General features: G+C 54.4%; 13 protein-coding genes and 1 pseudogene. 9 read left to right on the top strand and 5 right to left on the bottom strand.

The window, feature by feature from the left end; genetic code table 11:
* The first annotated feature begins 20 nt into the window (after nucleotides 1–20).
* The 4 genes from CUC55_RS01425 (at nucleotide 21) to CUC55_RS01405 (ending at nucleotide 3481) form a co-directional block, all read left to right on the top strand.
* Nucleotides 21–1433 carry a cytochrome ubiquinol oxidase subunit I gene (locus CUC55_RS01425; protein ID WP_103086801.1) on the top strand — a complete coding sequence of 471 codons (1413 nt, stop codon included), beginning with the start codon at nucleotides 21–23 and terminating at the stop codon, nucleotides 1431–1433.
* A complete protein-coding gene (gene cydB / locus CUC55_RS01420) occupies nucleotides 1423–2427 on the top strand; it encodes a cytochrome d ubiquinol oxidase subunit II (RefSeq protein WP_103086761.1) in 1005 nt (334 codons plus the stop codon). The genes CUC55_RS01425 and cydB overlap by 11 nt, the downstream gene beginning before the upstream one ends.
* Complete coding sequence (locus tag CUC55_RS01415) at nucleotides 2427–2537, top strand: DUF2474 family protein (protein WP_082760367.1); 111 nt, start codon at nucleotides 2427–2429, stop codon at nucleotides 2535–2537. The genes cydB and CUC55_RS01415 overlap by 1 nt, the downstream gene beginning before the upstream one ends.
* A 593-nt stretch (nucleotides 2538–3130) precedes the next feature.
* Nucleotides 3131–3481: an HNH endonuclease gene (locus tag CUC55_RS01405; RefSeq protein WP_067653549.1), complete on the top strand. Its 351-nt coding sequence runs from the start codon at nucleotides 3131–3133 to the stop codon at nucleotides 3479–3481.
* Between the two features lie 83 nt (nucleotides 3482–3564).
* On the opposite strand, the gene CUC55_RS01400 is transcribed toward CUC55_RS01405, so the two are convergent.
* The 3 genes from CUC55_RS01400 to CUC55_RS01385 all read right to left on the bottom strand — a co-directional run bounded on the left by CUC55_RS01400 (nucleotide 3565) and on the right by CUC55_RS01385 (nucleotide 6583).
* Nucleotides 3565–3798, bottom strand: a complete 234-nt coding sequence (locus CUC55_RS01400; RefSeq protein WP_067653551.1) for a hypothetical protein — start codon at nucleotides 3796–3798, stop codon at nucleotides 3565–3567.
* A gap of 137 nt (nucleotides 3799–3935) precedes the next feature.
* A complete protein-coding gene (locus CUC55_RS01395) occupies nucleotides 3936–5099 on the bottom strand; it encodes a TadE/TadG family type IV pilus assembly protein (RefSeq protein WP_425352707.1) in 1164 nt (387 codons plus the stop codon).
* A 392-nt stretch (nucleotides 5100–5491) separates the two neighbouring features.
* Nucleotides 5492–6583: an NADH:flavin oxidoreductase/NADH oxidase gene (locus CUC55_RS01385; protein ID WP_067653557.1), complete on the bottom strand. Its 1092-nt coding sequence runs from the start codon at nucleotides 6581–6583 to the stop codon at nucleotides 5492–5494.
* 98 nt (nucleotides 6584–6681) lie between these two features.
* On the opposite strand from CUC55_RS01385, the gene CUC55_RS01380 reads away from it, so the two are divergent.
* The gene (locus tag CUC55_RS01380; RefSeq protein WP_067653559.1) at nucleotides 6682–6993 is read left to right on the top strand and encodes an ArsR/SmtB family transcription factor; all 312 of its coding nucleotides are present in this window, start codon (nucleotides 6682–6684) and stop codon (nucleotides 6991–6993) included.
* Nucleotides 6994–7572: 579 nt separating this feature from the next.
* On the opposite strand, the pseudogene CUC55_RS23375 reads toward CUC55_RS01380, so the two are convergent.
* Both CUC55_RS23375 and CUC55_RS01365 read right to left on the bottom strand, forming a co-directional pair.
* Nucleotides 7573–8089, bottom strand: a pseudogene (locus tag CUC55_RS23375) (ABC transporter permease); the annotation flags it as partial.
* 152 nt (nucleotides 8090–8241) lie between these two features.
* Complete coding sequence (locus tag CUC55_RS01365; protein ID WP_245417669.1) at nucleotides 8242–8919, bottom strand: GntR family transcriptional regulator; 678 nt, start codon at nucleotides 8917–8919, stop codon at nucleotides 8242–8244.
* Between the two features lie 311 nt (nucleotides 8920–9230).
* Between CUC55_RS01365 and CUC55_RS01360 the strand changes: the two genes are divergently transcribed.
* From CUC55_RS01360 to CUC55_RS01345, 4 genes are all read left to right on the top strand, one after another.
* The gene (locus CUC55_RS01360; RefSeq protein ID WP_210200649.1) at nucleotides 9231–10268 is read left to right on the top strand and encodes an ABC transporter substrate-binding protein; all 1038 of its coding nucleotides are present in this window, start codon (nucleotides 9231–9233) and stop codon (nucleotides 10266–10268) included.
* A 12-nt stretch (nucleotides 10269–10280) separates the two neighbouring features.
* Nucleotides 10281–11741 (top strand): sugar ABC transporter ATP-binding protein, encoded by a 1461-nt coding sequence (locus tag CUC55_RS01355; protein ID WP_103086757.1) that lies wholly within the window; start codon nucleotides 10281–10283, stop codon nucleotides 11739–11741.
* Complete coding sequence (locus CUC55_RS01350) at nucleotides 11734–12699, top strand: ABC transporter permease (protein ID WP_067653567.1); 966 nt, start codon at nucleotides 11734–11736, stop codon at nucleotides 12697–12699. Before CUC55_RS01355 ends, CUC55_RS01350 begins: the two co-directional genes overlap by 8 nt.
* Entirely contained in the window at nucleotides 12696–13631 is a 936-nt protein-coding gene (locus CUC55_RS01345; RefSeq protein WP_103086756.1) for an ABC transporter permease, read from the top strand. Before CUC55_RS01350 ends, CUC55_RS01345 begins: the two co-directional genes overlap by 4 nt.
* Nucleotide 13632 lies beyond the last annotated feature (1 nt).

Raw genomic sequence — 13632 nt, 5'->3', positions numbered from 1 at the left:
GTGCCGCGATGGAGGTCAAATTGTTTGATGGTTTTAGTGTAGAGCTTCTGGCGCGCATACAGTTTGCGTTTACGGTCTCATTCCACTTTATTTTCCCGGCTTTCTCCATCGGCACCGCGAGTTACCTTGCCGTCCTCAATGCGCTCTGGCTGTGGAAGCGTGATCCCATTTATTTGAAGCTCTTCGAATACTGGAAACCCATCTTCGCCATTACTTTCGGCATGGGGGTCGTATCCGGCATCGTCATGAGCTACCAGTTCGGCACGAACTGGGCGGTGTTCTCCGATAAGGTTGGGCCAGTCATCGGGCCGCTGATGGGTTATGAAGTTCTGACGGCCTTCTTTCTTGAGGCAGGCTTTCTCGGCATTGCCCTTTTCGGGCGCAAACGCGTGGGCGATGGCCTGCATATGTTTGCAGTTGCCATGGTGGCTTTCGGCACCCTCATTTCCGCCACCTGGATATTGTCCGCCAACAGTTGGATGCAAACGCCGCAGGGGTTCACCATCGGTGAGAACGGCCAGTTTCTGCCTGCGGACTGGTGGAAGATCATCTTCAATCCGTCCTTTCCCTATCGTCTGGTACACACCGTTCTGGCCGCGTTTCTTACCACGGCATTCGGCGTCGGCGCCGTGGGTGCCTACCACCTGCTGCGAGATAAAAGCAACCGTCAGGCACGGGTCATGTTTNCCATGGCCATGTGGATGGCCGCTTTTGTCACCCCGATCCAGATTTTCGTGGGCGATCTGCACGGCATCAACACGCTGGAGCACCAGCCAGCAAAAATTGCTGCCATGGAGGGTCACTATGAGACCCATCGCGGCGCACCGCTCATTCTCTTCGGCATTCCCGATGATGAAGCAGAGGTAACGCGATACGCGGTCGAGATTCCCAAACTCGGTTCCCTGATCCTCACCCACTCGCTCGATGGCGAGATCAAGGGCCTGAAGGAGTGGAGCAAGAACGACCGACCAAAAGCCCTCATTCCCTTCATCACCTTCCGCATTATGGTGGGTCTCGGGGTGCTGATGCTGCTGGTCGGCCTGTGGTCGCTCTGGGCGCGGTGGAAAGGCTGTCTCTATGACAGCCGTGTGCTGCACAGGGCTTCGGTGCTCATGGGCCCATCGGGNTTCATCGCGGTACTTGCGGGCTGGTACACGACAGAGGTGGGGCGCCAGCCCTATACGGTCTATGGCCTGCTGCGTACGTCAGATAGCCTTTCACCCATTGCCGCACCTGCCGTTGGCGCGTCACTTCTCGCCTTCATCATCGTCTACTTCGTCGTCTTCGGGGCTGGCGTCTTTTACCTGCTGCGGCTTATGCGCCGTACACCCGTCCTTGTTGAAGATCACGAATTGGATCACGCTCCGACGCGAACAGCCGGCATTACACCCGGCCCCACTCAAGACCTTTCCGGAGTCCGTCATGATGTTTGATCTTGCGTTTATCTGGGCCGCTATCATCGCCTTTGCCGTTCTTGCCTATGTCATCCTTGATGGTTTCGATCTTGGAATAGGCATCCTTTNCCCGTTTTTNCCCAGAAGGCATGACCGCGACGTTATGACCAACTCCATCGCTCCGGTATGGGACGGCAACGAGACGTGGCTGGTGCTGGGCGGCGGCGGGTTGATGGCAGTCTTTCCTGTCGCCTATGCCACGGTGCTGCCTGCACTTTATATGCCTATTACTCTGATGCTGCTGGGNTTGATCTTCCGTGGCGTTGCGTTCGAGTTCCGCTGGCGGACAACGCGCGGCAGCATTTGGTGGGACTGGGGCTTCTGTATCGGCTCGACAATCGCTGCCATGATGCAGGGAATTGCGCTTGGGGCGCTGATACAAGGCATCCAGATCACCAACCGCGCCTATTCCGGCGGGTGGTGGGATTGGCTGACGCCGTTCAGCATCACCACTGGACTGGCGGTCGTCGTCGGTTACGCACTTCTTGGTGCGACATGGCTTAATCTGAAAACGGTCGGTGCTTTGCAGGCGCAGGCGCGAAAGCTTGCAATGGTGTCTGGTGTCGGCACACTTGCCCTCATCGGTGTCGTTAGCATCTGGACACCCTTCATCAGCCGTGTTTATTTCGAGCGCTGGTTCGGCTGGCCGACGGCATTTTTTNCAGCCTTCGTGCCGCTGCTCGTGGCGCTATGTGCAGCCGCACTTTGGCAGGGATTGACAAGAGACAGACATCTTCAGCCGTTCTTGGCAGCACTCGGCATCTTCGTTATCTGTTTCGCCGGTCTTGGCGTCAGCTTCTATCCCTATATCGTGCCGGGATCGCTGACGATCTGGGAAGCTGCGGCACCGGATAGCTCCCTTGCGTTTCTCTTGGTCGGGGCAAGCGTTCTGGTTCCGATCATCCTTGCCTACACCGGATATGCATACTGGGTATTTCGCGGCAAAATTGATCCCGACGAAGGATATCACTGATGCCGTCTTCGCGTTCAAAGCGGATATTATGGTTCGTCGGACTCTGGCTGGCCAGCGTACTGTTTCTCGGCGTCGTCGCCTATGCGATCCGGTTGGTCATCATCGGATAGAGGTCGGTACGCCGTTGAAAGGCTCCGAATTTTACGCGATGGCCGTTATTCTCAGGAAAGATTCTTTCGGTAAATAAACAGAACGATGATGAGGGTGAAACATCCGATGACGGTCAAGCACACGGCCCGCATCTTGGCTGACCGGTCGCGGTGAATCAACGCGACCGCAAGAGTGAAAAGCGACCAAATAGCGGTTACAATAATCAACAGCCAGGAATATAGAAACGGTCCAAGATCGTAACCGCCACCGCCGATCGAGGCTCCGGAATTCGTATCGATCTGAACTGCTACGAGTGAAANTACAGGTACGGCCAGGACAAAGAGCCACACCCAAAACGACTTGTTTCCCATTGGAAATCACTCAATCCACAAACGCGGTTTTCTTTCAGACAGTTATGTCCAAACCGATGCGCTGCGGCAACGTATTTATACTTTCCTGTTGAAATCCGCCTTGGATCAACCCCCATCTCCATTTGGAACTGATCGGACTTTCTATCTTGTCTACGGTCCAGCGCTGATGGTATTTGCTGCTAAGGTCAGCGGAGTAATTACACCGCAGACGAGCCGCAATCGTCAAATTGACCGAGGACAAAATGGCCCGCAAGATCCGAGATGAGTTCGCTTCATCAGATTCCGAACCAGAGCCGACGATTTGTCCGATATGCGAGCGGACAGTCCCGGATGATCAGAAGGAAAAACACCACCTCATCCCGAAGAGCAAGGGTGGCAAGACGACCGTCGTGCTGCACCATGTTTGTCACCGCCAGATACACGCCATCTTCACCGATGGGCAACTGGCAAAGACGTTCTTCACCATCGACGCTCTACTCGAGGATCCTGCCATGCAGAAATTCGTCGCATGGATAAAGACCAAGCCTGCGGGTTTCTCCGATGCAGCAAAGGATTCAAAGCAAGGACCCTTTTCAAGCAGAGGACGAAAATAGCAGTCGTCACCCAGCATACTGGACGACAAAACTACTGCTCGGGCAAATTGCGGTGGACGGCCAACCAGCCGTCCTGAAAGCCATCACGAGTTCACGTATTTTACAATTACGCCGCGCTGCCGAAAATAAGCCTGCATGAGCTTTCTGCCAGAACGGTTATTCTGGACCAGCTTCGCGGGGTCGAATACGGCCTCTTTCAATCCGGCCCGCGCCAATGCTGCCTTAAGCGTTGCGATAAGACCATCGATGTCAGCATTATCGGTATTGAGTGATTCATAAATTCGATCTGTCACATCTGCTACATCAGGTCCGTTCACTCTACTCTCCTATCATTGTTCGGCTGGCGCCTACCAAATATGTCTGGTCCACCCTGCTGTCGCGCGTTGTAGATAACTTCTGCGAAAAGAGGAATACCGCCTTTGAGTTTGAAGGTGACTGAGAGGTGATCTTCGTCCTATTTTACAAGCCGTGACGCCGTTTTCACTCCACTGTCCAAACCATCATAGGGTTTAAGATTCCAATTGGCCGAGTTGACGATCATCGTATTCACAACCAACGAAATCTTGTTGGCTTGATTGGTCGTGGAGTTGTATGTGACGTCGCGGTTCGGAAGGTAGATGATGCCCTCCAATATTTCGCCGTTTGAACCGTTGAAANTGTACTGACGCGTATCGGAACCGACAGCGACGTTGCTGGTTTTCTCAAACATCAACACGCCTTTGTAGGCACCACTTGTGGGTGCCGACGCTTTGAAGGAAAGGCCGCCATTGGCGCGTATCTCGCTGTCGACATCTGGGAAATAAAACGTCACACCATTAGCAGTAACCGTCGAGTTACTGTTGATGATCATACGTCCCTTGATAATATGAAGCCCAGGTTCGAATGTAATAGTTGGACTGCCATTGAATGTCAGATCGCAATGCATGCCAGGCTTGATAGACTGAATCTGGCCGTCCTTGGTGCCACTGTCTGTACAGGCTGTCGGTAGTTTCGGCTCTGCAAGTTTACCTGCGTAGGGGTCGGTCGACGCATTGCAACCAACCTGCAAGTTTGTCAAAGTGCCGCCATTCTTGATGTACTGCGTGCCTTTAACGCAAAACCGCGTGGTATCAATGGTTGATCCACTGTTCATGATGAAAGCTGGGTTGCTGACTGACTGTACGTCGATGCCGCAATTTTCCGCTTTTATCCGGGCACCCGAGTTGATCAGCACTGCCTGATTTTTGTTTCCAAGAACATAGATGCAGGCACCGGAAGCTTTGGACTTTGGCGCAATAGCCGTCGACGACACGGAAATCGGCATCGTGTTCATGCCGATGAGGGGAAGAAATGACGGTTTGAAATTGGCATGAAAATTACCAGTGACACTTCCGTCTGAATTTGATGCCACAGAGACGGAATCCTGCAAATTGATCGCCTGATCGTCTTCAGAAACAAGATCGCTCAGAAAATTCTCAATTTCGGTTCGTTGCGCTTGAGGTGTCGTTTTTGTTGCTGCGGACAAAACGCCTGCGTCAAGCTTCTCTTGCAAGTGCTGCTTTTCGGTCAACGCACCCATGACATCCACAGCACCACCGGCGATCACAAGGAGGATTGGTGTCATCAACGCCGCGAGCATTGCAAAATTTCCACCTCTATCTCTGATCATGCCTCTGTATCTCAGAGCAATATAGTGTGGCGCTATACAGAGTTTTTNCTTCATCGCATGGGACCTTCGAACACAAATTCCTTTGCATATCCCAATAATTATTGTGATTTAATTTTATAAAANGATGTAGGATAACCGTTATATTAATAACTTATATTCGATTTTAAAAACCCTTGGATTCTGTATGAGTATAATCTCGGTCCGTCGGGAACCGCTGATCGTATCTTGTCCGCAAAAGCGTTGGCCCATACGTTGCATGAACGCCATCGTTTTACTGTCGATCAACTTCCATGCCAGAAGTGCAGCAGCCACCGCGGTTTTATCGACAGCGGTGGCCAATACCTGCGATTAATCCTTCGGATTCAGGCTGTTCTGTGGCGTTCTAGCCAATGAGCATATGGTGCGGGAAGTGTCCAGGACGGCTTGTCGATGCCGAGTTCAAGCGCCGCATGATATGGCCAATGGCTGTTAGCAAGCAGCGGGCGACCGAGCGAGACCATGTCTACGAAATCGTCCGCGATCAGTGCATCGGCTTGCTTTGGCTCGCTGATGAACCAACTTGTCGTGGCAGGAAGTCCAGCCTCGCGCCGTACCCGCTGAGCGATGGGTGCCATGAAAGCGGGGCCCCAGGGAATATTGGCGGTCGACGTGGAGAAACCAATGCTGACATCGACAATGTCGAGGCCCCCAGCCTTGAAGCGACGAACCATCTCGATTCCCTCTTCCAGATCATCCGATCCATCGAATTCGGTTACGCCGAAGCGTGCGGCAAGCGGCAGGTGTTCGGGCCAGACATCTCGAACAGCAGCCAGCGTTTCGAGCAGAAATCTGGCTCGCCCGTCAAAGTCACCGCCGTAGTTGTCTGTGCGCTTGTTTGACCAGGTCGAAAAGAAACTCTGTCCAAGATAACCATGGGCAAAATGAAGCTCAAGCCATTCAAAGCCGGCTTCCAGCGCCCGCTTCGTAGCAGCGACGAAGTCTGCCTTGATCCGCTCTATATCGGCAAGGGTCATCGCCTGCGGCACCTTGCCAAGGTTTCCTCCGAACGCAATGGCTGATGGTGCCAATGTTTCCCAGCCACGCGGATCAGAAGCAGAGATATGGTCGTCGCCTTCCCATGGGCGGTTGGCGCTCGCTTTGCGGCCGGCATGTCCGATCTGAATCCCCGGAACAGCACCTGCAGCCTTCATTAAATTCACCGCCTTTTTCCAAGGCTCGATCTGTTCATCACTCCAAATGCCAGCGCATCCGGGCGTGATACGGCCTTCCGGTGATACTGCAGTCGCCTCGGCAACCACCAAGCCTGCTCCGCCCCGCGCGAGTCCGGCCAGATGAACGTGATGCCAATCATTGATAATGCCGTCCTCGGCCGAATATTGGCACATGGGTGACACGACTATGCGGTTTCGCAACGTTACGTCTTTGAGTTTGAAGGGGGTAAATAAGGATGACATGGAAGCTCCAACTGATAATTAGGAATATTCATATAAATATTTGATTGTTCGATTACAATCGAACTATCAAATAATATCGTCTGATGCTAGGTTGATTCATGCGCGCCATTCCACATCCCGCCCTTAAAGACGTGACACTCACTCAGGTGCTCTATGCGCTCAGCGACCCTGTACGGCTAGGCGTCGTGCGTCAGCTGTCAAGCGAGGGACAGGCCACATGTTCCGCGCTGGATGGCGGACGACCCAAATCCAGCATGTCTCACCACTTTAAAGTTTTGAGAGAGGGCGGTCTGGTATTCACCCGCACGGATGGACCAGCGCATCTGAATGAACTGCGTCGTGAAGAGATGGACGAGCGGTTTCCTGGTCTATTGGACGCGGTACTGGCCGCATCAGAAGAACCGGACTGACGGCAAAGCATAATGTCTCGTTTGTGATGAAATCTCCGGCAAACAGGTCTCCGCGTCATGGTGACTGCCTAGCATTACAGTTGCCTTTTTGGTTTCAAATGAGTGCGTCGCGCGGCAGCTTGATGCGCTCGTCTCCAACATGACCATGCGATGACGTAGGCGGGTTTTACACGCCGTTGGGCAAGCTTATTGGCACGATATCTGAACCACAGCCATAATTGCGAAGGCGAGCATGACGAGAAAGGCGTGGCGATTCCAGCAATGCCACGAGCGGGTTTTGTTGTGATCGATGACATTCATACCCAGCGCCAAACCAATGAGGGCTACCTACCCGCCGAGGTCCCGGGACCGAAAATCCAAGATTTGCGCCTCTGATGTCCCTGCCGACGCCGACCTGCCAGCCACCATCCTCACACTGTCGGCTTCTTCGACAAGATTGCGGGACTGAGCCAGAATAAGCGAGATCGAGAGTTCCGCTGTCCGCGCTCAGATATATTCTTCGTATTGCTGCCCGGACTTACTGGCTGATGATAGACACCCGAACTACTGATTAGCAGATCGTGCAAGGTCGCGGGGGATGGCGATCAAAAGCCCGAGTGACGGCTCTGTCACAGGGACACCAAGACCAAGGAAGCTCAGCGTTGCCTCAAGAGTGATCGCACGTGCGACCTGCATCGTCAGCAGTACGACCAGCGGCGATAGACCGTTCGGCAGCAATTGGCGGAACAGGATGTTGCGATGCGGCAAACGTAGCGACCGCGCCGCTTCTACATATTCCCGGCGAAGTCGGTCAAGGTAGCGCCACGGGCCGTGCGAGCATAGGTCGCCCGTTCCACCAGAACGATTGCAACGACGACATTGCCAACGCTTTTGCCGAAAAGTGCAAGGATCATCGGCGCAGAAAGGATCGTTGGAAAGGACAGCTGGAGATCGACAAGCCGCATCATTGCGTTTTCAATCCGTCCACCGACATATGCGGCTGTCAGGCCGAACGCGGTGCCTATGATAAAAGCGAGCGCGGCAGAACCCAGCCCACGATCAGGCTTATGCGGAGGCCATAGAGGATGGCCGACAGCATGTCTCGCCCCTGATCATCTGAACGAACAGGAAAGCAAAGCGACCTGCGGAGTTACCACCTACCGGGCAGCATAGTACCTTCCTCGGGAAGTGTTCTGCTGGGTCTACAGTGGACCAACCCTCGACGGCGCATTATCATTCAAATATTCATTCATTGATCTTGGCACGCGTTTAGTGTTCGACGAGATCGCGCCTTTGTTCGCTGAGCTTTTGTGCGGTTTTTAGTACTTCCTTCAGATGCAGAGCCATCGCGGCTCCCGCAAGTTCGGCATCCCCCGATTCTATCGCATCGACAATCGATCGGTGTTGTACCAATAATGCCCGCAGATGCCCAAGATCGGGAAGGCTCAAATATCGCACACGATCCATCTGCAACTTTACAGTCTGGATCACGCGCCAGCTCTTCGACAAGCCAGCCTCTTCGCAAAAACTCCTGTGAAACGCTTCATCCAGTTCAAGAAAAAGATCCAAGGCTTCAGCGCTGACGGCTTTCTCTTGATCAGAGAGATTGCTTTTGACTTCGGCGAGGAAACGAGAAGAACATCCCGCGGATAGGCGCTTGGCCACCGCGACTTCCAGAGATTCCCTGATGAATTGGGCTTCCTCGACATCGCGGAGACGAATAGGTGCAACGAAACTTCCACGTTGCGGAAAAATATCGATGAGCCCTTCGTCTGCTAGACGAATTAGCGCCTCACGAACCGGCGTGCGGCTTACACCCAATTGCAAAGATAGCTCCTTCTCGCTCAGCGCCTCAGACGGGAGCATCGACAGGGAAGTGATGGCACGCCTCAATTGCTCATAGATTTGCGCCGCGATTGGTTGGCGAGGGTTTATGGCCTGCAGCACCGATCGCGCCTGTATTTCTGGACTTGAGGCCTTGGCCGCTCCTCGATTCGGTCGACGTCCCAAAATTGAATCTCCGCTTATTAAATAGGCTTTGCATACTCTGAATCGCATATAATTCGCCGACAATCTATAACTGTGTTGACATACTGCCATGGTAGTATTTAATTGTTTNCGGGAGCACGGGATGGAGAGGAACGCTTGCCGATAAATTTCGGGCAGCGTTCAGCTGAGGCCGATAGCGCCTTGATCTGACTCAGGGAGGAATATGAATCATGAAATTCGGAATCGTTAAAACCGTTGCGTTGTCGCTCATGACCGGCGCAATGCTTTCGGGTGCGTCCGCTGCTCAAGATGGCGTGGCTACCACAGACACAAGCGGAAAAAAGATTGCATTCAGCAATTCTTATGCCGGCAATTCATTTCGCCAGGTCATGATCAAGAGTTTCGAAGCAATGGGCGCCAAGGCTGTGGGCGAGAAGAAAATCGCTGGCACCACAGTGGTCAGTTCCAATAATTCCGTCACGGAGCAGGCATCACAAATCCAGAACCTTATCCTGCAAGGCTACGACGCCATCATTGTTTNGGCCGGTTCTGATACTGCCCTGAACGGTGCAATCAAAGACGCCTGTGATGCGGGGATTGTGGTGGTTGCTTTTGCCAGCGGCGTGACCGAACCGTGCGCCTATGTCGTGGATTACAATTTGGATTCCTATGCCAAGGCGGAAATGGACTACATTTCCAGCAAACTTGGTAACAAACCTGCGAATATTCTCGAAATCCGCGGGATGGCAGGAGACGGCTTCGACAAGCGGTTGAATGAAGGCGTCAAGAAAGCTTTCCAGGCCCACCCCAACTATAAGAAGGTTGGTGAAGTCTATGGCCAGTGGACGGCAACAGTGGCACAGAAAGAAGTGTCCGGCATCCTGCCGTCCCTGCCGCAGATAGATGGTGTCCTGACCCAGGGCGGTGATGGCTACGGCGCAGCACAGGCTTTCAAAGCTGCTGGTCGCCAGTTGCCGATTATCATCATGGGCAACAGACAGGACGAGCTTGCGCTCTGGAAACAAGAGCACGATGCAAATGGCTATGAAACGTTCTCGCTCGGTGCAACCCCTTCCGTCTCCCAGGTTGCCTTCTGGGTCGCGCAGCAACTGCTGGCCGGCAAGAAAATGCCAAAATTTATCGAAGTGCCGTTGCTACAGATCCAGCAAACTGATCTCGATGCCTGGCTAAAAACGGTGCCGGATGGCGGCGTTGTCAATGCCGACTATCCGCAAGAACTGGTCGCTAAAATCATCGATGCAAACGTGAAAAAGGAGCCTCTTCCACTGGTTCCGGCTCCCAAGTAAGGCAACAAAACGATGGCTTTCCTCCCAGCTGCCGCAGACACCGCCGCGGGCCTTCTTATTGAGGCCCGCGGGGTCCGCAAGAGCTTCGGTGCAGTCCACGCGTTGGTCGNCGTAGACTTCACCCTTTCCAAAGGTGAAGTCCTGGGGCTGGTCGGCCATAATGGTGCTGGCAAGTCGACCTTGATGAACGTGCTGTCAGGTGCCTTCCAAAGGACGGAGGGAACGTTCGTTTACGATGGGCACGCCGTCGACCGTTGGGGAACTTCCGAAGCCAAGACTAACGGTTTGCGTTGCGTTTTTCAGGAGCTCTCGCTTTGCGCAAATCTATCGGCAACGGAAAACACGAGGATCGTCCACCGCAGTCTGTGCGGCTTTGCGTGGCGGCGTAAAGCGCGCGCGCTTGTCACACAAGCATTGGACGATATTTTTCCAGGGCATGGAATCGACGTGGACGCAAAGATCGGTGATCTTTCGATTGGTGAGAGACAGATGGTCGAGATCGCCCGCGCCTTTACCGAAACCCAAGGCCATGTCCGCTGTGTCATTCTCGACGAGCCGACTTCGGCTTTGGGCCACAAGCCAGCGGAACAGCTGCTGACCTACATTCGAATGGCATCTGCGCGCGGTGTCGCCTGCATCCTGATCACACACCGGCTCAACGAAATTCTCGACGTCTGCAACCGCGTAGTGGTGATGATGGATGGCGCGATTGTCGCAGACCGCCCGGCGTCCGGTCTGACGCGCTCTAAACTGGTCGGCATGATGGGAAATATCGAAGTGCCCGGCGAGAGAGCGATGGTGGCCAGAAGTGAAATTCAAGATAGAATTGTGGTCGATCATACGGGTATCGACGAAGCAGATTTCCCGATCAGGGCTGCCGTAGGCGAGATCATAGGATTTGCAGGCCTGGACGGTCACGGTCAACGCGAGCGGCTGCGCGCCATCTATATGGCCATGAGAAAGATTCCGGTAGCCTTTGTGGCGGGTGATCGCGGTGTCGAGGGCATCATGCCGCTCTGGTCGATTGCCGATAATCTAACCATCCGCAGTCTCAATGCGCTCCAGAAAGGTGGCATCATTTCCAGTCCGGCAGCACGCGCGCTTGCCGAAACATGGTCGAAACGGTTGAAGGTTAAGGCTCCGACGATCGACACTCCCATCTTGGCACTCAGCGGCGGAAATCAACAAAAGGTGCTTTTCGCCCGCGCGCTTGCATCTGATGGTCAGGTCATCCTGCTGGACGATCCGATGCGCGGTGTGGACGTCGGGACGAAGCAGGAGGTCTACAAGTTGATCCGTGAAGAGGCCGCACGCGGTCGCACCTTTATTTGGTACACAACAGAATTCGAAGAGTTGAAGAACTGCGACCGCCTATACGTTTTCCGTGAGGGCAAAGCCGTTGCAGAGTTGCGAAGCGATGAGATCGACCATAACCGCGTTCTTGAAGCATCGTTCGGAGGCGCCAATGGTTGAGATCATCCCATCTGGGCAGAACCGCGGCTTGGGAGAACGTCTGGCACCGGCGTTGCAGATCGGCTTGCCAGCAATTGCCCTCGTTATCATGCTCGCCGTCATTTTCTGGATCCGGCCAACGGCGATGAGCTATTTTGGCTTCACACTATTGTTTAAACTGGCGGTCCCGTTGATGTTCGCATCGCTGGCACAAATGCTTGTCATCATGCTTGGCGATATCGACCTGTCTATCGGCGCTTTCGTGGGCTTTATAACCTGCGTAACCGCGCTCTATCTGGACAAGGCACCCACGCTGGCGATTGCGATCTACTTAGGAAGCGTTGTTGTCTATGCCGTTGTCGGGTTGCTGATCCATGTCAGACAATTGCCATCAATCATCGTGACCCTTGGCATGTCGTTCATATGGCTGGGCAGCGCGGTTATGATACTTCCGGCCCCTGGCGGCACCGCGCCTCCCTGGTTGCTGGGTTTCATGGCATGGCGCCCGCCATTTATTCCCCTGCCCGTTCTGCTTGCCATTCTGGCCGCTGCCGTGGGTCATTTCATCATCAGCCGTTCTTCATATGGTGTGGTGCTACGAGGTGCAGGTGGCAATCCGCGGGCCATTCAGCGCGCCGGCTGGTCGATCACCGTCATCCGATCGGCGATCTACTCGGCAGCGGGTGCTCTCGGCATCATCGCAGGCATTACGCTCACGGGGCTGACGACCTCGGGCGATCCAAACATCGCCCCGGCTTACACGCTTCTGGGCGTCGGCGCCGTCATTCTCGGTGGAGGGGTATTTACCGGCGGCATCGTATCCCCGGTCGGCACTGTTATCGGCGCTCTGACGCTTGCTCTCGCAGGATCACTTCTCAGCTTCCTGCAGGTTCCGTCGACGTGGCAGATCGGCGCTCAGGGAGGAATACTTTTCCTTGTTTTGGCCGGACGCGTCCTGCTCACGGAGAAAAAGTCATGAGCCGAAATGCCCTGAAACCCTGGACTTACGGATTCATCGTAGCACTTGTTATGTGGATCGTAACCATCTCTTACTCCGGTCTCGGAAGTGCTGTGCCGACCTTGTCGTCAGCTCTTGCCTTTGCCGCGTTCAGCGTGGTGGTCGGAACCGGCCAGATGCTGGTGATTTCGTCCGGACCCGGCAATATCGACCTTTCCATGCCATCAGTTCTAACGTTGGCAGCCTACCTATCGATGTCGGTGATGAGCGGTAGCAACGAAATGATCCTTCCGGGCTTGGCCGTCGCCATGGTAGTCGGCGCTCTGGCAGGTATTGCTAATTTTCTGGCGATCAGCCTTCTACGTCTGCCGCCAATTATTGCAACACTTGCCTGGAGTTTTGTGTTCCAGTCGCTGGCCTTCAATCTTGGCGGCGAAGCGACACTGAAGCCCCCGGCAGCACTTTCGGCATTCACCCTGTGGTCGATCGGTGGCATGCGCGTCATGCCGATCGCCGTTATCGCCCTCACTATAGCGGTCGCCTTCATCCTCGCCCGTAGTGTCTGGGGCCGGCAGTTGCTCGCAATTGGCCAAAGTGAGCGTGCCGCTCGACTGGCTGGGGTGCCTGTAACGCGGGTCCGGTTGCTTGCCTATCTCTTTNGCGGAGTCTCGGCGGCTCTAACAGGTTTCCTTCTTTCTGGATTTTCCGGCGGCGCGGCACTCAACATGGGCGATACCTATCTTCTTGAGGCCATCGCAGTTGTTGTACTAGGCGGCACAAGTGTCGCTGGCGGGCAAGCCAATGCGGTGGGTATCTGGGGCGCGGCGCTGTTCTTCAACCTGATGGCCACAATGCTGAATACCTTCCAGATGCAAGTAGGTGTTCGCTTTGTCCTGACCGGCGCTCTGATCATCTTGATCGTTGCAATCGTACCCCGGCCGAAGGTCACCTGAC

Origin of the sequence: Agrobacterium bohemicum (assembly GCF_002896715.1) — a bacterium.
In the GTDB taxonomy this organism is placed as follows: Bacteria; Pseudomonadota; Alphaproteobacteria; order Rhizobiales; family Rhizobiaceae; genus Agrobacterium; species Agrobacterium bohemicum.
Note: the sequence above shows the minus strand (reverse complement) of the source record. Positions and strands in the feature narration are given on the sequence as shown.